Genomic DNA, 21,675 nt, shown 5'->3' with positions numbered 1-21,675 from the left:
CCCGGTCGCCGCGGCCCGCAGCAGGCGGCGGCGACGCACGCCCCGCTGCACGCGCTGCACGAAATCCTGGGGCACCGGGATGTCGAACTCGGCCAGCTCACGGTCGGTCATGACGTCACCTCCTCGTCGGGCCGGTGGGAGCGCATGGTGGCCAGGCCCCGGGACACCTGGGAGCGCACGGTCTGCGGACTGCATCCGAGCAGCGCGGCGATCTCGTCGTCCGGCATGTCGTGGACATACCGCAACGCGACTGCGGCCCGCTGCCGCGGTGGCAGCCCGGCCAGCAGGTCGCGCAGGGCGCCGGCGGCATCGACGGCGGCGATGCCGAGATCCTCCTGGCCCCGCTCCGGCATGGCCGCGACGGGAATGTCGACGCGTCCGCGGCGCCGGTTGAGGAACAGGTTGACCATGGTCCGGTTGGCGTAGCCGACCGGGTTGCCGTCCTGCCGCACGCGCGACCAGGCCAGTCCCACCCGGATGAGCGTCTCCTGCGCGAGATCTTCGGCCTCGGACCGATCGAGGGTCAGGACGTGCCCGAAACGGAGCAGCCCAGGGCTGACCTCCCGCACGTACGCCTCGAAGTCCGCACCTCTCATACCTTGATTACACGCCGGGGACCGGCTTTGTTGCACGCCGTCGCGGGGAACTCGAGCAAACTGCCGTTCGCGTTGTCCCGCAGAACCCCGGGAACAGCCGTGGACGAGTCGCAGTAGCCGCGATCGGCGTGACTGTGAAGATCACGAACAGACGGCCGGCTCGTCGCCGGCCAGGTCACCCACCTTCGCCCGGGCCCAGACGACGAGAAACAGGGCAGGCGGGGCTCACCTAAACATCAGCCGCTATCGGGACACCCTCGACGCCGGAGGTGACCCCCGCACTCATCCCCGGCTGGATCTCGGAGGCCACGGCGATCAAGAGGACAGCTCAAGCACTGCTCGGCTCTGCCGAGGCGCCACCTCAGCGGATGCCCACGACCAACTCGACGCCATCGCGGAGGCCTTCAACGACCTGTTCAGGTTGCTCCGCGACGCTGACCCGCGCGACAAGGCGGAGCTGTACAGCCGGATCGGCCTGCGGCTGATCTACCAGCCCGGCCCGGAAACAATGATCGCCGAGGTGGTCATCCCGGCGACCGATTGTGTCTTTGATTGGTGTCCAGGAGCCGCCGTCGGCTGACGTGCTGGAGCGGGCGGCGGACGGATCGATGCCCTGCCCGCGTTCCGGCCCGCCAGGGCGTTCGCCGCCGTGGGCCGAAGTCACGCAGCCGCCGCTTTGAAAGCCTTAACCCCGATGGGTCACCAGCCACTTTTCCACGCGCCGTTGCCGACCGAAGCTGTCGGCGTCGAGTCCATGCTCACGCTTCACCCCGTTCCATTTAGTTGGCACGCAATGGCGGGTCAAGCCGGTCGATGTGGCCGTGGTCTGCGAGCCTGCGCAGGAACGACTCCGCGCCCTCCAGCCACGCCCGGATGGTCTCGGGCTTATGGTGATACTCACTGTAACGAATGGAGACGTCCACGCCGTCATCGATGAGGTTCGCGTGCGCCTGAAACAGCACCGTTCGGGTGCCTTGCATCGGGGAATTCCATCCCTCGGGAGGATCCACGTCCGAAATCAGGGTGCGGGCAATCGGTGCGCTCATCGAGCCCTGATACGTAAATGAGAGGGACGGCGGTGGAAAACTTTCCCGCGTTTCACGATCGATTAGGAAATACGAGAAACCGTCGTCGGGGGCGGACTTCAACTGGGTACAGATATCGAAGGCGACGCCGACCTCGGTAATGTCACCGGCAGGGACCGTCAGAAGCGTCGGGAATGCATAGCCAAGCCAGCCAGCTATCGCCGATGGATCTGGCCCCCCGGGCACGGGGCGCCTGCCGCTTCTGGCCACCAGAGCCCGCAGTTCGCTGGTTGTGAAGACGCGGGCGTGTCCGTGGGCAAGTGCGCCGAGAATTACTCCCTCCAGGGAAAGGACCGGCAGAGCGGTGCAGAGGTGCCGAAGCCGCGCCGTGTCATGACGGCCTAGTCGAAACCTGTCAACTCTCGTGCTCTCAAGACGATTCTCCGCTCTGTCGAAGTCGACCGGGGCAGCAACGGGCACGTCCGGCCGGAGATACCCCGTCCATTGGCGTAGAGCGACCTGTCCTTCCGATCCCCTGAGTCGATCCAGCCAATGGCACCAGGCGGCGAAACTTCCCGGGGTGGTCGTCGTGGCTGGACCGCCCTGCTTGGAGGCGATGATACTTTCTAGATCGTCGAGCATAAAGTTGATGCCGGCCGCATCGGTGACCAGATGGTGAATCACCAGATGCAGCAGCCTAGGTCCGGCGTGGGATCGGTACAACGTTGCCCGAATGAGAGGCGATGCATCGACGAGCATGGAGTATCGAGTTGCGGAGAGAATTTTCCAACAGTCATTGACGTCAGCCACATCTACGACGGCTAAAGATGGCGGACGAGGTTCATGCAACGATTGCCGCCAGCCGTCCTCCGTTTTCTCGAAGCTCATTGACAGGCAGTCGTGGCGTTCAACGAGCTCCTTGAGGGCGGACGGCAGCCGGTCTTCAACGACCTCGTCGGCGAGAACGAGGGCTACGTTCGTGACCTTCGCTTCCAATCTGGGGTAGAAACCGATGAGGAACTCCTGATATCCCGTCAGCGGAACCCACGACTCCGCCTTCCATTCTGGATCCGCGACCGCCGACGGAACATCTGCGCCGACCGCGCCGACCAGCGCCATCGAGCGCACAGTTGGCGCACGAAATGCCGCCTCTATGTCGACCGGCAGGCCTAGCGCCTGGGCCCGCCCGACGATGAGCATGAGTGAAATCGAATCAGCGCCAGAGGCGAACAGATCTTCGTCGGGCCCGAGGCTGTCCACGCCCAGTACTCTGACGCAGATGTCCGATATGGCAGCAATAGAGAGGGCAAGCTGGGTGTCCCGCTCCGATGTCGCGTTGCCGACGAAACCCATCACATAACCCTTCGTCGCTCCCGTCGGAACACAGACAGCACCAACGAGTGTGGATTCGATCCGGCAGCATAGCTTGGAGCGTCATCTATTTCAGCCCGTCGAGTTACTTCGACCGATCGGCTCCTCACCCTGCGGCCATATAGGAATACCTGAGAGCGGCCGCGGGCAGCGGTTCAGAGCGTGGGCCGCCCTGCCATCTGGGGAAGGGGGACTTGCGGTGGCACTCTCGGCGGGTACGTCACTTGGCCGCCCTCTGTCGGATCATCATCAACTGACCCTCAGAGGTGAGGGACACTCTTGTGTCCATGTCGCTGATCAGGGTGGATGCCTCCAGTTCGGTGCGCAGGTCGCCGCCGCGTTGGAAGTCTCGACCGAGTCAGCGTTCGCGTGGCGGCGAGCCTGGGCAGCGGGCGGTGAGCAGGCTTTGGCCTTGAAGGGTGCTCCGGGGCCGGCTCCGGTGTTGTCCGAGGCGCTCGTGCAGAAGCTGATCGTGAAGCTGAACGAGGGTCCTACCGGGGCCGAGCGGAGCGAGACCAGCGCTGGACGTTGGCGCGGGTCTGCACACTGATCGGGCGGATTTTGAACGTCACCGTCAGCATCACCACGGCGTGGAATGTGCTGCGCGGGGCCAGCTTCACGCCGCAGCAACCGATCCAGCGTGCCGCTGAACGTGACGAGCAGGCGATCGAGCGTTGGCGGCGTCATCAGTGGCCGGCGGTAAAGAGTCGCGCGCAGGCTAGGTGCGTGAATCTGTTTCGCTGACGAGGCCGAACTGTCGCTGAGACCAGCCAGGGCCCGCACCTGTAACCCGCGAGGCAAGACCCCGATTCGTTTGCGTCGCCAGTCGCGGCGGACGCAAGATATCGATGGCCGGCTTGGCCGCCTACTGGCCGGGCGACCGCACACGCATGCTCTACTGAGGCACGCTCCATGAGGGACGGGCCAGCGAACCGAAGGGTTGCTTTGAGGAGCGCTTCGCGGCGCCGTTAAGGGCTCGACAGCCGGTCGGCGGTTTCATGATCGGCTCGTTGGGCTCGATGTGATGAGCGAGGATGCCCTGGCGGTGAAGCTGGCTATGCTGAGGCCGCATCTGGACGAGCGGCAGTGGCGGTTACTGCTGGGTGTGGAGGCTGTGCCGATCGGTCAGGCCAGCTCGGTATCGCCGAGGCGTTGGACGCGTTGTCCGCCGGAGACGCGCGGGGATCCGACGTCGCCGTTGCGGTGGACGCCAAACCTTCGCCCAGTTGATGAAAGGTTTGTATGCCAAGGGTTTCACCGTCAGGAGGAACACCGGGGCCCGGGTTGCTGAAGCAGTCGGGTATAGGCTGCACGCGGTGTTCAAAACCAAGGAAGGCGCTGGACATCCCGACCGTGATGGCCAGTTCGCGCATACCAACGTTCTCGCCGCTACGTTTTTGGACGTCGGGGGCCGTGATCAGCGTGGACACGAAAAGAAGGAACTCGTCGGAGAGTACGCGGAAACCGGCCGGGGAATGGCAGCCGACCGGTCAGCCGTGCAGGTCCGGTATCCACACAGCAGCCGGTGGTTGCTCGCTGCGGACTGCGGCGGGTCCAACGGTTATCCGCTACGGGCATTCAAGGTCGAGATCGCCGCGTTCGCGGCGCAGACCGGGCTGCAGTCACGGTCTATCACTTCCCGCCCGGCACCAGCAAGCGGAACAAGGTCCAACACCGGCTGTTCTCATTCATCTCGATGAACTGGCGGGGTCGGCCGCTGACCCATTGCCGGGTCATCGTCGAGACGATCGGCGCGACCACGTCGGAGACCGGGTGACCGTCGCCGCGGTCGGGGATATCAACCAGTACCCCCACCGGATCCGCGTCAGTGACGCGCAGATCAAGGCTGTTCCGGTCCAGCGATACGCCTTCCACGGCGTGTGGAACTTCGTCACCCATCTTGGACAGGCTCCAGAAGACTTGCGAGACCCGACAATCAACCTTAAACCGACCACCTAATTCATCGTCGGACCCTTGACTTCGAAGAGCCAGTATGGGCAGTGCGCATCTGGCCGAACAGCCCAACGTCGAGCCGCGACTGTCGTTTCCCGGCGCAGGTGCGCCTTATGCCGATCGTGGTGATCTTGAATCACTCCCGCAGCGGCCACTGCGCTTTACAGGCGGGGTCGCGAGCTGGTGACATGTGTGGTTTCATGTGCGACCGGGGATCGCACCACATCGATGGATGGCAGTCGGGAGACCCCCGCTGGGAATACTCGATAGTTCGGCGCATCACTTGCACACGAGGACATTCGTGGAACTTCATGTACTACGCACGCTGCGCGCTGGTAGCAATCGACCCTGCGTGCTCGCGTTCGACTTCGGTTCCGGACGGGCCGGGGCCAGCTTCGCCGACCTTGTCGAGCTGCTTGCGGGAGACGTGCCGGTCCTTGAAGTGATGCCGCCGGACGAACTCGACGATGTGGACCGGCCATCGTCGGTCGATGCCCGGCTCAGACTACTGACCGGCGAGATCGCGGCGAATGGGTTCGAGGTCGCTGTCGTGATCGGCTACTGCGCCGGTGCCGCCCTTGCCCAATCCGTATCAGTGCTGCTCGGTGCCGCTCGGCAGCCCGCGCCGCACGTCGTGCTCGTGGATCCGGAAACGGTCGATCGGATGACCCTCTTGCAGGCTTACGAGACCTCGTTAGCGTCACTACAGAGTATGGACCGCAGTCGGGCCGGCGAACTGACCCGGCCGCCGGGCTGGACCCCCAACGACCGAGACCTGGTGCAGGACGCACGGCTGTTGTTGGATAGTTATGTAACCACGGTCGCTGCCGCCTTCGCCCGGATGCGTCTGCCCGCGAAGCTCGGTGTTCAGCTAGGCGCCCGCTTCCACCGCTACCTGGCCTACCTGGTGATGAGCGGCCTCAGCCGGTCCTTCCCAGCGGCCAGGCCGGAGATTTTGGCCTCCTCCGGATACGTGCAAGACGCGCTCTTTCCCGGCGAGTTGCGCCGGCTCGACGTGAACCGTGACGGGATGCTGGCCTCCCCTGCCGTGGCGGAGGCAGTCCGGCGGGCGGTTGAGGCACATGAGTCGACTCCGAGGCCCGTCGCAACCGTAGGGACGGGCGATGGTCGGTGTTGACAAGTTCGGCCCGCTCGCCAATGGGCCGTACCGCCTGCTGTGGATCAGCCGAACCGCATCGGGCATCGGCGACGCCCTGATGCCGGTGACCGTCGTCTTCGCGGTCATCCACGCCGGCGGATCGGCCGCGGATGTCGGCTCCGTCCTCGCGGTCTCGACGATCGTCCGTGTCAGTTTACTGCTTATCGGCGGTGTTCTGGCCGACCGGTTGCCGCGACGGCTGCTCCTCCTCGGTGGTGACGGATTCCTGGCCGTCCTGCACGGGACCGTAGGCCTGTTGCTGTTGTCGGGCCACACATCGGTGGGCTTGATCCTGACCGCCTCGGCCCTCTTCGGGGCGGCTTCGTCTATCTCGAAACCGGCGCTGACCGGTCTCGTACCCCAGCTCGCACCGCGGGACAAGCTCCAGCAGGCGAACGCGCTCATGGGTATGTCGGCCAACGCGTCGCGGATGTTCGGCCCGGCGTTGGCGGGCGGTCTGGTGGCCCTCTCGGGCCCTCCCTGGGGTTATCTGATCGACGCGGCGTCCTTCGTGGTCAGTGCGGCATGCCTCGCCTTCCTGCGGGTTCCCCGGTCGGCTCGACGGGAACGCACGCATTTTCTCGACGATCTGACGCACGGGTGGCGTGAGCTACGGATGCGCCGCTGGTACTGGATCACCCTCATCTTCCACGCCGTGTGGAACTTCTCGATCTGCCCGCTCTTCGTGCTGGGCCCGATCATCTTCGCGAGCAAGCAGGGCTCAGCGCTGAATTGGGGTCTGATCAGCACCGGCCTGGCGGTCGGCGCACTCCTCGGCGGCATCATCGCCCTACGCTGGCGGCCCCGCCGCCCCCTTGTGGTCGGCCATCTGGCGCTCGGATTGACAGCGTTCGAGTTGCTCGCGCTGATCGGGCCGATGCCGGTGATGGTCGTCGCCGCGGCGGCGGTTGTGGGCTCGGCCGGCATGACCTACATCAACGAGGTGTGGGACACCACCGTCCAACAGGTCATCCCCGAGACGGTGATATCACGGGTCAGCTCCTACGAGGCGCTCATCTCCGTGGTGATCATGCCTATGGGGTACGCGGCCACCGGGCCGGTCGCGGAACGATTGGGTGACACGCCGACCCTCCTCGGCGCCGCCACGCTGATCCTCCTGTCCACCGGCGCGCTGATCCTGGTGCCCGAGATCCGGCAGGTACGCCAGCAGCGCGACGGTCTCATCGTCTGCCCGCCGTCGATGGCACCGAAGAACGATCCGGCGCCGCAAGCGACCGAAGTGGCCGTCTGATCCGCGCTGGACGCGGACGGTCGCCTCAGAGGAGAACTCGTGAGCAAGAACAATTACGTGACCCTGACCCGGGGCGCCGGCGTGCGGCTGGTCTGCTTCCCGTGGTCCGGCGCTGGGGCCCTGCCCTTCCGCGGTTGGTCGGCCGCAGCGCCCGAGGAGGTCAAGCTGGTGGTCGGCCGGCGGGCGGGCCGGGAGGACCGGTATCGAGACCCGGCCCCGACCGACCTCGGCCAACTGGTCCGGGCGCTGGTCGACGACCTGGACACCAGCGGCCGCTACCTCTTCTTCGGCCACTGTTTCGGCGCGCTGCTGGCCTTCGAGGTGTGCCGCGAGCTTCGGCGCCGCGGTCTACCGGGGCCGAGCCGACTGTTGGTGGTCGGTGACCCACCCGGGCAGTCCGGCGATCGTGTGCCGGTGACCGACGTACGCGCAGAGGTTCGCCGCACCGGCGCGATGGCGACCGCCGTGCTCGACAACCCCGAGATGTGGTCGCTCATCGAACCGGTCATCACCGCCGACCTCGGGCTCGCGGTGAGCTACCGGTACCAGCAGGAGGAGTTGCTCGACCTGCCGATCGACGTCTTCCTGGCGTCCGCGTCGACCCCCGAGGAGCGGACGATTCTTGCCTGCTGGGCGGCCGAGACCACCGGCCGGGTGACCTTCCATGACATTGACGGCCAGAGTTTGATGCCGTCCGGTTCCTGGGAGTCACTGGCCCGATTGGTCTTCGGAGCCTGCACCGCGGTCGCGTCCGACGCCCGCGGAGCGGATCCCGTACCGCAGTGATGGGTGTCGTTGATCCAGGGCGGACTCGTTACGGGACCCGGTCCACTTTTCGGCGCTTCAGATAGGGACGCTCGATGACTACTTACCCTGCGACAGCCGCCCAACGTCAGCTGTGGTTCCTGGATCGGCATGAGAGAACCGGCTCGGCCTACTCCACCCCGATCCTGTTCCGGCTCAGCGGTGGGGTGAACGCGTCCCTGCTCGGCTCGGCTGTCGACGTGGTGGCAGCCCGCCACGACGCGTTGCGGACCTCGTTCCGGGAGGACGGGCTCGATGTCGTGGCCGAGGTACACGCGCCCGTACCGGACCTGCTCGAGGTCGTCGACCTGACCGGCGTGTCACCGTCCGAAGCGGAGGCTGAGGCTCAGCGTCTCGTCGACCGCTGGGTCCACGAGCCCCTCGACTTGACCAGCGGCACGCTGATCCGGGCGCGGTTGGTCGTCGTGACCGGCGATTCCGCGCTGCTCCTGCTCCTTGTGCATCACATCGCTGTCGACGCGTGGTCGGAGGGCGTGGTCCTGGACGAACTCCAGCGAGCGTACAACGGTGACCAGTTGCTCCCGCTGCCGCTGACCGATGCGGACGCCGCAACGGAATTGCGACGCCGGGAAGAGGAGCTGGAGAAGAACCTCGACGACGGACTGGCGTACTGGCGGGAGGAACTCGCCGACGCGCCCACGGCATTGGAGCTGCCACCCACAGCGAAATCGGGGGCCTCGCCGTACGAGGGGGACCGGGTGAGCTTCCAATTGCCGGAGCAGTCCTGTGCCGCGGTGGCGGCGGCATGCCGCCGACTGCGTGTCACTCCGTTCGTTCTGCTGCTCACGGCGTATGCCGTGACACTCGGCAAAATCGCCAACGAGGACGACTTGGTGATCGGTGCTCCGGTGATGCGCCGTGACGACGAGGACTTCGACTCGGTCGTGGGCAACTTCGTCAACTCGGTGGCGATCCGAGTGCGGCTCGGCGGTGACCCGGACCTGAGAACCGTTGTCCAACGGGTCAGCGAGGTCGTCATCGGCGCTATCGACAACCGAGACCTTCCTTTCGAGTCGGTTGTCCGCGGCCTCGACCCATCTCGGCGTGCGGGGGTTTCCCCCCTCTTTCAGGCGATGTTCTGGATGAACAGTCTTGGCGACGCTCGGCTGCGACTGGACGGCCTGACCGTGACACCGTTGTCATTCCCGTTCCGGATCTCGAAGTTCGACGTCGTTCTGGACGCGCGGCAGAACGGCCGCCGGTTCGACTTCGTTCTCGAATACCGCAAGGCGAGGATCAGCGACGAGGCAGCGGACCAGCTGCGCCGCCGCTTCCTGACTGTCCTGGACGCCGTCGCGACCCGGGACGACCTCACGCTGGCCGAGCTCGACGTGGTGTGCGACGAGGAGCGCGCTCTGCTCAACCGGTGGGGCGGCGCGGGTGAAGAGGTCACCCAGGAGCGGATGGTGGACCTCCTCCGCGAGGTCGCCGCCGCGGATCCCGACCGGCCCGCGGTGCGCGACGCTGTCGGGGTAAAGACCTATCGCCAGCTGTGGAACGATGTCGTCCTTCTCGCCGGCCGGCTCGCCCGGGCCGGGCTCGTCCCCGGCGGCCGAGTCGCAGCCTGCACCACCCGCACCTCCGCGGTGATCGCGGTGCCGCTGGCGGTATGGCTCTGCGACGCTACTTACGTACCGCTGGACCGGCGGCATCCGGACGATCGGCTGCACCTCCTGCTCGGTGACGCAGAACCCGACGTCGTCGTGGTGGACGAGATCACCCGGGACCGGATTGTTCGCGTGGCGGCCGGGAGTGCCGCGGCGATCGTTCCACTCGGCGCCCAGAAAACGGGTGCGACGCCCCCTGTTCACACCCCCGCCAGTGGCATCGTTCCCGCGTACCTCCTCTACACGTCCGGCACGACCGGAGTGCCCAAGGGCGTCGTGGTGGGTCACGGCTCGCTCACCAACCTGCTCCGTGAGATCGTGTCGATCGCAGAACTCGACCGGGCGGATGTCGTGCTGGCCGCCACCACCGTGACCTTCGACATCTCGATGGTCGAACTGTTTACGCCGTTGCTGCTCGGTGGCTGTGTGGTGATCGCGTCTGAGGGTCAGGCGAGTGACCCGGTGAAACTCGGCAGGCTGGTCGCGGATACCGGGGTCACGGTGATCCAGGCGACCCCTGGGGTGTGGGAGGCCCTCGCCCCGCGGCTTACCGGCCGGCTTCGCGTGGCGCTCTGCGGTGGCGAGAAGATGACTCCGACCGTCCGTGACCGCCTGCTGACAGCGGCAGATGTCGCTCTGAACCTGTACGGCCCCACGGAGACCACCGTCTGGTCCTCCGCCTGGCGAGTCGATCGGGCGCCGATTCGCGTCGGGCGACCGTTGCACGGCAACCGATTCGTGCTGCGGGACCGCTGGGGCTCGGCGGCCCCGCCCGGCACCACCGGCGAACTCTTCATCGGCGGCGGGGCGCTGGCGCTCGGTTACCATCGGCGGCCGGACCTCACCGCCGCGGCCTTCACAGAGGCGCCGGCCGAGCCGGGCGGTCGGCTGTACCGGACCGGCGACCTGGGCCGATGGGACGGCCAAGGTCGACTCGAACTGGTCGGCCGCGGTGACGACCAGCTCAAGGTCTCCGGGCACCGGATCGAACCGGGTGAGATCGAGCACCGTCTCCAGGCTGTGGAAGAAGTACTGACCTGCGCGGTGGTGCCGGTGAGCATGGCGGGGATGACCGGCCTGGCCGCGGTGGTGGTGCCGACATCGCCGCTGCCGGCGGGCACCTGGTGTCCCGCCGATGCGGATCTCGCCGGGAAACTGACCGCCCACGCTCGGGCGATGCTGCCGCCCTCCATGGTGCCGGCACATTATGTCGTGACTGACGCGCTGCCCCGAGCAGTCAGCGGGAAGACCAACCGCCGGCAACTCGCCGAGCGGGTGGCCGCCGGGCTCGCCGAGAAACCGACCGGCGCTTACCGGCTACCGGTCGACGTCGTCGAGACCCTGGTCACGGAAGGGCTCTCGGCGCTGCTCGGCATCGAGATCAGCGCTGAGGAGAGCTTCTTCCGCCGGGGCGGCAACTCGCTGGGGGCCGCGATCGCCGTCGGCCGGCTCAGCGACGAACTCCACCATGAACTCGACCTCGACGATCTCTACCAACACCCAAGCCCGCGCCGCCTGGCTGAGCTGATCCGAGGGCGCAGTGATGGCCTGCTGCGGCGGGTGACTCTGCGGTCCGGCGAGGGCGGGCCACGCCTGCTCTGTCTGGCCGGCACCGACCAAGGACTGATCGAGCTGCGCGATCACCTGGCCGACCTACCGGTCGCTCAAGCCGACGCCTTTTCGTCCGAGCTGCGCGCCGAGCAACCCGACCTGGCGATTATGCTCGACCGGGCCTGCCGGGACCTCGCGGCGACCTCGCAAGCCGCGTTGACAGTGCTTGCCGCCGGCGCCACCGGCTGCCGGCTGGCGACCCACGTCGTTCCACGGCTCGTCGAGGCCGGCGTGCCGGTGACTCGCGTGGTGCTAATCGACCCTGCCGGCGAACACCACGGCCTGGACAGTTCGTCGTACGTGGTTGATGTGCTGGATTCGGGAACGCCGAATGCCGGGATCCTCCGCGAGCGACTGGGGCGGGCCTTCCGGCTCCGCCGGGCCGTGCACACGGTGGCCCCAGGCGTGTCTCCGGTGCCGGTCGTGATCCTGCTGTCCACGCGCGACACGCGACATGACCGGGCGGAAATCAAACGGTGGGCGGGAGCGGGAGCCGTCATCGGTCGCCTGCGGACGGCCGGTCCCCCACAACGGCTTTCCGGCGAGCGTTCGCTGTCCGCGGCGCTCCGCACCGTGCTCGATCCCGGTGCGCCGGCGGAACTGACACCGCTACCGCTGTGAACCCTCAGCATCTGTTGAGATAGTCGAACTGCCGAGAGAGCGGAAGCTGATGAATCTCGAAGAGCGTTACCACGTCGTGCACAACGACGCCGGCCAGTACAGCGTGTGGCCGGCTTCCACCGCGAATCCCCAGGGGTGGCACCCGCACGGGACGACTGGCTCCCGCGAGGAGTGCCTCACGGTCGTCGACAGCATCTGGACCGATCTGCGGCCGGCCGCGACGCCGGCCGGGCCTGAAGCACCGGCCGATCCCGTCACCCTCGTGGAGAGCTTCGGCCGGACGGTAACCGAGTTTCCGGATCACCTCGCGGTCGCTTGCGACGACGAGACGCTGACCTACCGGCAGCTGGACCGGGCATCGAACGCTCTCGCCGGGCAGTTGCACGACCTCGGCATCGGGACCGAGGACCGGGTCGCTGTCTACCTGAGCCGCGGTCTGGACGTCTTCGTTGCGCTGGTCGGCATCATCAAGGCCGGTGGCGCGTTCGTAGCCATCGACAACCGGCTGCCGGACAGCCGTCGCGACACCATGATCGAAGGCAGCGACGCGGCAGCGGTCCTGACTCGTCCAGACTGGATCGACCGGCTGGCCCACCTGGACCGGCGGGTGGTGGGTTGGACCCGCGCCTCGGCGGACGCAGCGGAGGTGGCCGCACCTGCCGTCGAGGTCGCATCGCGAGATGCCGCCGCCGTCCTGTTCACCTCGGGTAGCTCCGGCACACCGAAGGCGATCGTTCTGGAGCACCGGAACCTGGCCTCGTTCGCGCACAACCCAGCGCTGCCGGCACTGACCCCGGCTGACCGGGTGGCCCAGGTGTCGAGCTTGTCCTTCGACGCCTTTCAGTTCGAAACCTGGTGCGCGTTCGCCGCGGGGGCGACGGTGTCCGTACTACCAGCCATCGCGGAGCTGCTGGAGACTGACATCCGGCGGGAGCTGCGACGAGCCCGGATCAGCGCGATCCTGGTGCCGACCATGGCGATCAACCACATCCTCCGCGAGGACCGGGACGCCTTCGTCTCGGTACGGATTCTGCACACCGGCGGCGACGTGCTCTCCCCAACCGCCTGTCACGAACTGCTCGCCACCGGCTTCGGCGGTCGATTCTTCAACCTCTACGGCCCCTCCGAGGCGACGACAGCGTGCACAGCACACGAGGTGTCGACCCTCGCAGCGGACGCTGACAGCGTGCCGATCGGCACCGCACTCGCCGGGACCACAGCCTACGTTCTCGACGAACGGCTCCGGCCCGTGCCGGCCGGTGCTGTGGGCGAGCTGCACATCGGCGGCTCCGGAGTAGCTCGCGGTTACCTCGGTGCGCCGGGCCTGACGGCGGGGCGCTTCCTGCCGGACCCGTTCGCGACGAACGGCTCCCGCATGTACGCGACCGGCGATCTGGCCTTCTGGGGTTCGCACGGCGAGCTGATGTTCGTCGGTCGGGCGGACGACCAGGTGAAGATCCGGGGATACCGGGTAGAGCCGAGTGAGGTGGAGCGCGCCCTGGCCCACAACCGCGATGTCGTCGAGGTCGCCGTGCTGAGCTGGGGTCAGGGCGAGGACTGCCGACTGATGGCGTTCGTGGTGCCGCAGGACACCGTCACCGTGCGCGCATTGCGTGACCACGCCGTCGAGGTGCTGCCGGACTACATGGTGCCGAGTGAGTTCGTCGTCCTCGACCGCATCCCGATGACTGACCACGGCAAGCGCGACTGGGACGCACTCCGGGCGACGCTGGACGGCCACGTAGAGCGCAGGGCCAACCACGTCGAGCCGTCGGGGCCGCGGGAGAAGTGGCTCGCTCGGGAGTGGGAAGAACTCCTGAGCGCGGAGAATATCGGCGCCACCGACGACTTCTTCCATCTCGGCGGGCACAGCCTGCTGGCGTTCCGGCTACAGCGGCGAATTAAGCGCAACCTGGGGGTCAGTCTGGAATTCCGGGACGTCCTGGACAACACCGTCCTGCGTGACCTGGCCGCCGTCATCAGCGAGCGCGAGGAAACGCGGTGACGCACACCTTCGCCGCCGACCTGACCGACCCGGACCTCTTCGTCCGCGGCGAGCACCACAGCGTGTTCGCTCGGCTGCGGCAGGAGGACCCAGTCCATTGGAGCGGTGGGCCGCGCGGTGAGGGCTTCTGGTCGCTGTGCCGGTACGCCGATGTGGTCTCCGCCTACCGGGATCATGTGGGTTTCAGCTCGTCGGCCGGAGCCGTCCTCGGAGGTTCGTTCCGCAACGAGCGGGACACGGCGGCCGGCAAGATGCTGGTCGCCTCGGACCTGCCTCGTCATCGCATGCTGCGCCAGGTGCTTTATCCGGCGTTCTCCCCGACGATGGTGGCCCGCGTAGGGCAGCAGGTGTCCGCTCTGGTGGACCAGGCCGTCGACCGGCTGGTCGAAGATGGCGGCGGTGACTTCGCCACCGAAGTGGCCACCGCGCTCCCCGCCGGAGCGGTCATGACGATGATGAACGTCGGACATGCCGAGGCTCACGAACTGATCGGAATCACCCGCCGGATGATCGGTTTCCGTGATCCGGCCCTGGTGGACATCGACGATGATGAGCGGTTACGGCTGGCCTGGTTGCAGAGTGAGGTGTTCGAGTACTTCGCCGATCTGGTCAAGGAGCGACGCCGCGACCCAGGCGACGACGTGGTCAGCATGTTGGCGCACGCCGAGGTCAACGGACGCCCGATGACCGGAGACGAAGTCCTCTACAATTGCATGAACGTGGCGGTCGGCGGCAACGAGACCTCCTCGTACACGGCCTGCACCGGTCTGCACGCTCTGCTGACCAACCCCGACCAGTACGACCGGCTGCTCGCCGATCCGGAGCTGCTGCCTTCCGCACTGGACGAGATCTTGCGCTGGAGTTCGACCAACGCCTACGTGGCCCGGCTGTCCACCCGGGACATCGTGATCGGCGGGCAAGAGATCGGCAAGGGACAGCTCGTCGCGCTCTGGAACGCCTCGGCCAACTTCGACGACGAGCACTTCGTCGCGCCCGAGCGCTTCGAGATCACTCGTTCGCCGAATCGGCACGTCACATACGGCAACGGCCTTCACCGGTGCATCGGCGCACCGACCGCCAATGCGGAGCTCTCTATTCTCTACAAGGCGCTGCTGGGCAGGGGTGTACGGCTTCACCTGGCCGGCGAGGTGCGGCGGCTGCGCTCCAACTTCATCCTGGGCATGACCTCGCTGCCGGTCAGAGTGGTGACGGCGTGCTGAACCCGGCGGGTGTGGAAACCCCGCAAAGACGCGAGCCGATGAAGCTCGAGGTGTTCACTACCTGCCCACCTTCCGAAGCGCCCGGCGGGAAGGCCTTTCTCGACCGGGTGGGTCAGGTGTCGCGGTGGACCGAGGAAGCCAGTTGCGCCGGGATGCTGATCTACACCGACAACTCGCTGGCTGATCCATGGCTGGTAGCCCAGGCGGTCGTCGAGGCCACCGAACGGATTCTACCGCTGGTGGCTACCCAACCGGCTTACATGTCGCCGTACGCGGCAGCCCGGATGGTCATGTCCATGGCTTTCATGCAAGAACGCCGGCTCGCGATCAACCTGGTGACAGGTGGCTCGCCGACCCACCTGCGGGCGATGGGTGACGAGCTCGAGCACGACACCCGCTACGCGCGACTCGCGGAATACGCCGAGGTCATGCGCATGCTCCTGACGGCTGGCCGGCCGGTGACATACGCCGGGGAACACTACCGCCTCAAGGGCGCGACCCTGCCGCATCGAACGTCCGAGGAACTGCTGCCGGCCTACTACCTCTCTGGCTCCTCGCCGGCCAGCCGGCATGCGGCCCAGGCGCTGGGGGCGATCCGGCTGGCGTATCCGCTGACTCCCCACGAGTACGCGACACAACCCGACGAGACCGGTGGGCACTGGGGCATCAGGATCGGGGTGATCGCCCGGTGCACCAGCGGGGCCGCATGGGACGCGGCCATGTCCCGGTTCCCGGTCGACCTGGCCGGGGAACAGCTGCACCGGATGACCGCCCGAATGTCCGACTCCCGGTGGTACGCGGACCTGAGCACGACGGCGTCCGGCCACGATCGAGACCCGTACTGGCTCTATCCGTTCCGGAGCTATCGAACCTTCTGCCCGTACCTCGTCGGCTCGTACGAGGAGGTCGGTGCGCTGCTCCGAAGGTACCTCGACCTGGGCGTCCGGACTCTGGTGCTGGATGTGCCGGCGGAGCGCGAAGACCTCGATCACACCTGGACGGCGCTGGCGGTGGCCGACAGCTCAATGACGCCGTCCGTCCGATGAACGCCGGATCGCGACCCGGCGAGCGACCACTGGAGAACCTTGTGCCCACCGATGCGGAACTCGCCGAAACGGTCCGGTCGATCTGGCTGGATGTGCTCGAGCTGAGTGACTGCGCCGACACCGACGACTTCTTCGACCTCGGCGGGAACTCGCTTTCCGCAGTATTGCTGGCGGCTCAGTTGGAGGATCGCCTGCGGGTCGAGGTGCCGCTGGACGCGATTTTCTTCCAGGCAACGCTCGCCGCGGTGACCGCGGCATGTGCCAGCGAGCTACCGAACCGGTAGGCCGGGCTTCACCGAGATCAGGGACGGACATTGACGAACGACATGGCGCTCCCACTTGTTGTCGTCGTGTACGACAACGGCGCCGCCACTCCGCTGGAGATAGTCTCGGGCGCCGAGGACATCTGCGAGCTCTACTTCCTGTACGACAGCAGCCGACCCGATGTGGCCCAGACAGCCGAGTTCATCGAAGAACTCGCCGACAGCCACGACATCCGCGGCCTGGACCTGGAACAGGTCACGGCGCACGTACGTGGGCTCGCTCCGGCGGGCGTGCTGACCTTCAGCGAGTACGCGCTCCGCCTCGCCAGCGAACTCGCCGACCGGATCGGTCTACCCGGACACGACCTCGCCACGCTCGACCGGTTGACCCGGAAATCCGCCCAGCGCCGGCGACTCGCCGAGGCCGGTGTCGACGCGGTGCGGTACGAATCGGTGCACACCCTCGAGGAGGTCGGCCGAGCGATCGACCGGATCGGCCTGCCGGTGGTACTCAAGCCGGCGGTCGGCACGCATTCGCGCGACACGTTCCGCATCGACGACCACAAGGACTGGCAGGCCGTTGAGGAAGCCCTCGTCATGCGCGAGGAGTTCGTCGTCGAGGAACTTCTGGTCGGCGACCCCGGACCGGCCGGTCCGCGGTGGGGCGACCACGTGTCGGTGGAGCATGTCAGCTTCGAGGGCGAGAGCAGGCACGTGGTGACGCTGGGGAAATTCCCGCTGGCGGTGCCGTTTCGCGAGACCGGCGACTTCTTCCCGTCGACCCTCGACCACGAGACGCTGGCCAGCGTAAACGGCCTTGCGGCCGAGGCGATCAGTGCCCTCGGCGTGCGGCACGGGATCACGCACACAGAGGTCAAGTTCACCCCGGCCGGACCGAAGATCATCGAGGTGAACGGCCGGCTCGGCGGCGGGGTGGCCGACATTGTCCGCAAGGCCGGTGGCCGCGACCCGGTCGCCATGGCCTTCGAGGTCGCCGTCGGGCGCCGGCCACATCCGTCGGCGCCACCGCCGGACGGCAATGTCGTGTTCGAGATGAGTATTCTGTCGCCGCAAGATCGGGTCCGGATCACTCGAGTCCGCGGCCTTGACGCGTTGCGCGCCATGGACGGCGTCGACCGAATGGTCGCCGTTGCCCGGCCAGGGTCCGTGGTCGACTGGCGAACGGGATCGGTGAGCCAGCTGTGCACGGTGTACGGACACGCTTCCGATCACGACGCGCTCCAGGCGCTCCGTAAAGCAATCCACCAGACGTACGTCTGCGACTTCGCGCCAGAGCCGACGGACGCGTGATGTTCGCCGATGCCGCGCTCCGGTCGGCCGCCGATGTCTCCCCGGGCGTCCGCCCGCCGGAGTCGTCGGCCCCCTTCCGGGTCTACTACCTGGCCCATGCCGGGGGAACCGGCGCGGAGTTTTCCCGATCCGTGTTCAGCGAGAAGAACATCGAGCTGGTGGGGGTGCGGTACCCAGGCCGCGGTGGACGCCGGCGCGAGCCCGATCCGGGAACGCTCGACGGCCTCGTCTCTGCCCTGTTGACCGAGGTGGCGCCGAGCGGGGCCTTCGGCCTTTTCGGACACAGCATGGGCGCCCTGCTCGCGTATGAGATGACCCGGAAGCTCATCACCCTCGGCCGGGATGTGCCGCGTCACCTGTGGCTGTCCGCCTGCCCGGCGCCACACCTGCCGCGCCGCGAGGCGCCGCTGGCGCACCTCGGCGACGCCGAGCTCCTGCGGGCGGTCGCCGGACGGCACGGTGCCGTCCCGCAGGAGGTGCTCAACCAGCCCACCCTGGCCGCGTTGATCGTGCCACCGCTGCGCGCGGACTACCGCCGTGTCGAGGAATACGGTTTCCGGCCAGGCCCTGCCGTACCCGGACCGGTGCACGTGCTCTACGGCAACGACGACATCGTGTCGATGGACCGGCTCCGTCCCTGGGGTGATCTCACCGAGATCCCGCCCACTATGCATGGCTTTCCGGGGGGCCACTTCTACCTCGATGAGCACCGGCCGGCTGTGCTGCGGCTTATCGAAAACACTGTTCGCCAGCAGCTTTGAGATTGGATCACGATGGCTCAGGACTCCGTGGTGCACTACACCTTGACGACGGAGGACATCGCCGCTGTCCGCGACACATACGACACCCTCGCTGACTCGGCCCTCTCCCTGAGAGACCCACGCTTCTACGACGAGCACTGGGACCTGGCGTCCCGGCTGACCTCCGGTCTGCGTCGGGTGCTGGAGCATTTCCGGAGGACCGAGTTCGCCGCCGCGTATGTCCTGCACGGATACCCTGTCTCCAACGAAGCGACCGGCCCGACACCACCCTCCTGGGCAGATGCGCTCCAGGTGCCCACGACCGACCATGACATGTTGCTGGCCATGTGTGGGCTGGTCCTGGGCGAGCCTTACACATGGGCGACTCTGCAGGACTCCTCCATCATCCAGAACCTGCTGCCCATGCGGGGCGATGAGAAGCGGCAGAACGGCTACAGCAGCGACACGCTCCTCGAGTTTCACACCGAGGACGGCTTTCACCCGGACCGCTGCGACTATCTGCTGCTGTTCGGAGTGCGCAACCACGACGCTGTGCCCACGTGCCTCGCCTCGGTGGCGGACCTGAAACTGAGCCCCGCACACCGACTCATCCTGTCGCAGCCGCGGTTCTACATCCGCCCGGACGATGAGCACATTCGGCAGCTGGCGGCTCGCCACCCGGAGTCACGGGCGCTCGCCCGGGCGATCGAGCTGCGGGATTCGCCGCCGGCCGTGCCCGTGCTCTCGGGCGACCCGGCCAATCCCTACCTCTGCATTGACCGGCCGTTCATGACGGGCGCCGACGAGGAAGCCGAGGCGGCGCTGGACACGCTCATGGCGCTACTGATGGCGAACGACCGAAGCGTCGTCGTCGGCCAGGGGGACCTGCTGATCGTCGACAACTACCGGGCAGTGCACGGAAGACGACCGTTCCTCTCTCGCTATGACGGAACCGATCGCTGGCTGAAACGGATGATCGTCAGCCGCAACTTGCGCCGAGCTGTCGGCACGATGAGTCCCCATTGCCGACGCGTGCTTTTCTGAAAGAGTCAACCGGTTTGTGCGGTTCTACGGCAGGCTAGTGCGTTGTCCATGAACGTTTGCCGGGTCTAAGGGGCCTCAGGCGGCTTTGGTGCGGCGGCCCCACCGGTGGTGTTCGCTGCGGACGCGGGCGCGTTCACGGCGTTGGGCGGCCAGGACGTCGGGGTGGCGGGCGTTGGCGTTGCGCCGGCGCAGGTATTTCTGCAACTTACGGGCCCAGCACGGTGTGGTTCGGGTGGTTCGAGTTCGCCATCGTGAACATGCGCAGTGGCCCGAACTGGGCCTATCAGGTTCGCCCATGAGGCGCTGGTCGGAGTGAGGCGGAGCTCGACCTTGTTCCGGACGCCCCAGGCGCGGATAGCTGGGGTCTTATTGGCTGACAGGTTGTCCAGGATGACGTATATCGGCGCGCCGTCCGGGCGTGCAGCCCGAATCGATTTGAGTGCGGACAGGGTGTGGTCGCCGCCTTGCGCCGGCGCATCAAGCCCCTCGACCACCACCCGCAGCTCACCAAGGCTATCCCGACACCTTGCGCGACCTGCTGCACGTCCGCTACCTGGACCGCCACGCCCGCCGACGCCTCCTGCGGCTGCCCTCATCGACCATCACCTCGCAGGCGATCCAACCCACGGTTGGCAGAAAATCCGCAGCCTACCCACCTGAACCGGACACCCCGATCCGGCGAGACGAAAGGCCCGACTCACCCACCGGAACACCCTGGGCACACCCGGCCGCCCCGGCCGGGCAGCCACCATACCGAAACCCAAACTCGACTCCCACACAACGACCATCATCAATTGGTGAACGAAGCACAAGATCTGAGCTGGTGATCTGCCAGACAGCGAACGCGACCGACACCCGTAAATGCCATCGCCGAGGAAGGAGATCGACCGGGCCGTTAGCAGCAGACGGAAATCGCGCACTTGCAGCGGAGACGTCCTGCGGACGGACGCGGGTCCGCCATGCCCGGCAGCGGCAGCGCTCATCGGGCCGGCTCGTGCTCGGCGCCGCCGCAACGCGGAATCATTGCCCACGTGCCTGATACCGGGCTTCCGCGGCCATCTTCTGCGGTTGCCACCACCACTCGTTGGCGCGGTACCAGTGGATCGTCTCCGCCAGACCGTCGCGGAAATCGACGTACCGTGGCACCCATTCCAACTCCGTCATGATTTTGGTGGTGTCATTCGCATAGCGAAGGTCGTGCCCTGGGCGATCGGGCACGTGGTCGTACGCGTCCGGCGCGAACCCCATAAGATCCAAGACCAGTTCCACGACTTGTCTATTACTCAACTCGTTCCCCGACCCGATGAGGTAGCTCTCCCCGATCTCGCCGCGCGACAGGATCGCGTGCACGGCAGCATTGTGGTCATCGACGTGTGTCCATTCTCGAACGTTGAGGCCTGTGCCGTAAACCTTCGGTCGCCGGCCGCCGATGAGGTTGGTGATCTGGCGCGGGACGAACTTCTCGACATGTTGGAACGGCCCGTAATTGTTAGCACAGTTGGAGAGCGTCGCGGCAACACCGAAGGATCGAGCCCATGCCCGGACGAGCATGTCTGAGCTGGCTTTGCTGGCCGAATACGGACTGGACGGATTGTAGGGCGTACTCTCGGTGAACTTCTCAGTGGTTTCTAGCGGAAGGTCCCCGAACACCTCGTCCGTCGAGATGTGATGGAATCTACCGCCGTGCCGGCGCATGGCTTCGAGCAATGTGTATGTACCGATGATGTTTGTCCGAACGAACGGGTAGGAATCGTCTAGCGAATTGTCCACGTGTGATTCCGCCGCGAAGTTGACAACCAGATCAGCCGACTCCACCAAGGGCCCGACGATTTCCGCATCACATATATCGCCGTGCACGAAATCAATTCGATGAAGGACACGGTCCAACCTCGACTTGCTGCCCGCGTAGGTGAGCGAATCGAGCACGCAGATCTCATATTCGGAGTGGTTCTCAATCGTGTAATTGACGAAGTTGGCGCCGATGAAGCCGGCGCCTCCAGTAATGAGCATTCTTGGCATAAGGTAA

17 protein-coding genes and 2 pseudogenes are annotated in these 21,675 nt (G+C 66.5%); 15 read left to right on the top strand and 4 right to left on the bottom strand.

Annotated elements, in window-relative coordinates:
- Window positions 1–107: 107 nt before the first annotated feature.
- On the bottom strand, window positions 108–596 hold the full coding sequence (locus AB0C29_RS02245) for a SigE family RNA polymerase sigma factor (RefSeq protein ID WP_360814115.1): 489 nt from the start codon (window positions 594–596) through the stop codon (window positions 108–110).
- A 421-nt stretch (window positions 597–1,017) separates the two neighbouring features.
- Between AB0C29_RS02245 and AB0C29_RS02240 the strand changes: the two genes are divergently transcribed.
- On the top strand, window positions 1,018–1,176 hold the full coding sequence (locus AB0C29_RS02240) for a hypothetical protein (RefSeq protein WP_360814113.1): 159 nt from the start codon (window positions 1,018–1,020) through the stop codon (window positions 1,174–1,176).
- A gap of 199 nt (window positions 1,177–1,375) precedes the next feature.
- On the opposite strand, the gene AB0C29_RS02235 is transcribed toward AB0C29_RS02240, so the two are convergent.
- The gene (locus AB0C29_RS02235; protein WP_360814111.1) at window positions 1,376–2,974 is read right to left on the bottom strand and encodes a condensation domain-containing protein; all 1,599 of its coding nucleotides are present in this window, start codon (window positions 2,972–2,974) and stop codon (window positions 1,376–1,378) included.
- Window positions 2,975–3,520: 546 nt separating this feature from the next.
- Here AB0C29_RS02235 and AB0C29_RS02230 point away from each other — a divergent pair.
- From AB0C29_RS02230 to gntD, 14 genes and pseudogenes are all read left to right on the top strand, one after another.
- Window positions 3,521–3,736 carry a winged helix-turn-helix domain-containing protein gene (locus tag AB0C29_RS02230; protein ID WP_360814109.1) on the top strand — a complete coding sequence of 72 codons (216 nt, stop codon included), beginning with the start codon at window positions 3,521–3,523 and terminating at the stop codon, window positions 3,734–3,736.
- 359 nt (window positions 3,737–4,095) lie between these two features.
- Window positions 4,096–4,769, top strand: a pseudogene (locus AB0C29_RS02225) (hypothetical protein).
- Window positions 4,766–4,951: a hypothetical protein gene (locus tag AB0C29_RS02220; RefSeq protein ID WP_360814107.1), complete on the top strand. Its 186-nt coding sequence runs from the start codon at window positions 4,766–4,768 to the stop codon at window positions 4,949–4,951. The pseudogene AB0C29_RS02225 and the gene AB0C29_RS02220 overlap by 4 nt, the downstream one beginning before the upstream one ends.
- 346 nt (window positions 4,952–5,297) lie before the next feature.
- Window positions 5,298–6,083: a hypothetical protein gene (locus tag AB0C29_RS02215; RefSeq protein ID WP_360814105.1), complete on the top strand. Its 786-nt coding sequence runs from the start codon at window positions 5,298–5,300 to the stop codon at window positions 6,081–6,083.
- On the top strand, window positions 6,070–7,356 hold the full coding sequence (locus AB0C29_RS02210) for an MFS transporter (RefSeq protein WP_360814103.1): 1,287 nt from the start codon (window positions 6,070–6,072) through the stop codon (window positions 7,354–7,356). The genes AB0C29_RS02215 and AB0C29_RS02210 overlap by 14 nt, the downstream gene beginning before the upstream one ends.
- Before the next feature lie 39 nt (window positions 7,357–7,395).
- Window positions 7,396–8,142, top strand: coding sequence for a thioesterase domain-containing protein (locus tag AB0C29_RS02205; protein ID WP_360814101.1), 747 nt, complete (start codon window positions 7,396–7,398; stop codon window positions 8,140–8,142).
- Window positions 8,143–8,216: 74 nt separating this feature from the next.
- Entirely contained in the window at window positions 8,217–12,020 is a 3,804-nt protein-coding gene (locus AB0C29_RS02200; protein WP_360814099.1) for an amino acid adenylation domain-containing protein, read from the top strand.
- Window positions 12,021–12,069: 49 nt separating this feature from the next.
- Window positions 12,070–14,025 carry an amino acid adenylation domain-containing protein gene (locus tag AB0C29_RS02195; protein WP_360814097.1) on the top strand — a complete coding sequence of 652 codons (1,956 nt, stop codon included), beginning with the start codon at window positions 12,070–12,072 and terminating at the stop codon, window positions 14,023–14,025.
- On the top strand, window positions 14,022–15,245 hold the full coding sequence (locus AB0C29_RS02190) for a cytochrome P450 (protein WP_360814095.1): 1,224 nt from the start codon (window positions 14,022–14,024) through the stop codon (window positions 15,243–15,245). The genes AB0C29_RS02195 and AB0C29_RS02190 overlap by 4 nt, the downstream gene beginning before the upstream one ends.
- 38 nt (window positions 15,246–15,283) lie before the next feature.
- Window positions 15,284–16,291, top strand: a complete 1,008-nt coding sequence (locus AB0C29_RS02185; protein ID WP_360814093.1) for an LLM class flavin-dependent oxidoreductase — start codon at window positions 15,284–15,286, stop codon at window positions 16,289–16,291.
- The gene (locus tag AB0C29_RS02180; protein WP_360814091.1) at window positions 16,288–16,575 is read left to right on the top strand and encodes a phosphopantetheine-binding protein; all 288 of its coding nucleotides are present in this window, start codon (window positions 16,288–16,290) and stop codon (window positions 16,573–16,575) included. The genes AB0C29_RS02185 and AB0C29_RS02180 overlap by 4 nt, the downstream gene beginning before the upstream one ends.
- A 270-nt stretch (window positions 16,576–16,845) precedes the next feature.
- The gene (locus tag AB0C29_RS02175; RefSeq protein ID WP_360814089.1) at window positions 16,846–17,865 is read left to right on the top strand and encodes an ATP-grasp domain-containing protein; all 1,020 of its coding nucleotides are present in this window, start codon (window positions 16,846–16,848) and stop codon (window positions 17,863–17,865) included.
- A complete protein-coding gene (locus AB0C29_RS02170; protein ID WP_360814087.1) occupies window positions 17,865–18,626 on the top strand; it encodes an alpha/beta fold hydrolase in 762 nt (253 codons plus the stop codon). Before AB0C29_RS02175 ends, AB0C29_RS02170 begins: the two co-directional genes overlap by 1 nt.
- Window positions 18,627–18,656: 30 nt before the next feature.
- On the top strand, window positions 18,657–19,649 hold the full coding sequence (gntD, locus tag AB0C29_RS02165) for a guanitoxin biosynthesis L-enduracididine beta-hydroxylase GntD (protein WP_360814085.1): 993 nt from the start codon (window positions 18,657–18,659) through the stop codon (window positions 19,647–19,649).
- Between the two features lie 75 nt (window positions 19,650–19,724).
- Here gntD and AB0C29_RS02160 read toward each other — a convergent pair.
- Both AB0C29_RS02160 and rfbB read right to left on the bottom strand, forming a co-directional pair.
- Window positions 19,725–20,164: pseudogene (locus AB0C29_RS02160) on the bottom strand (IS630 family transposase); the annotation flags it as partial.
- Between the two features lie 505 nt (window positions 20,165–20,669).
- Window positions 20,670–21,659: a dTDP-glucose 4,6-dehydratase gene (rfbB, locus tag AB0C29_RS02155; protein ID WP_360814117.1), complete on the bottom strand. Its 990-nt coding sequence runs from the start codon at window positions 21,657–21,659 to the stop codon at window positions 20,670–20,672.
- Window positions 21,660–21,675: the final 16 nt, after the last annotated feature.

The sequence above is a fragment of the Actinoplanes sp. NPDC048791 genome, assembly GCF_040650095.1.
Classification (GTDB): domain Bacteria; phylum Actinomycetota; class Actinomycetes; order Mycobacteriales; family Micromonosporaceae; genus Actinoplanes.
The sequence above is the reverse complement of the archived record's forward strand: the minus strand, read 5'-3'. Positions and strand labels throughout refer to the sequence as shown.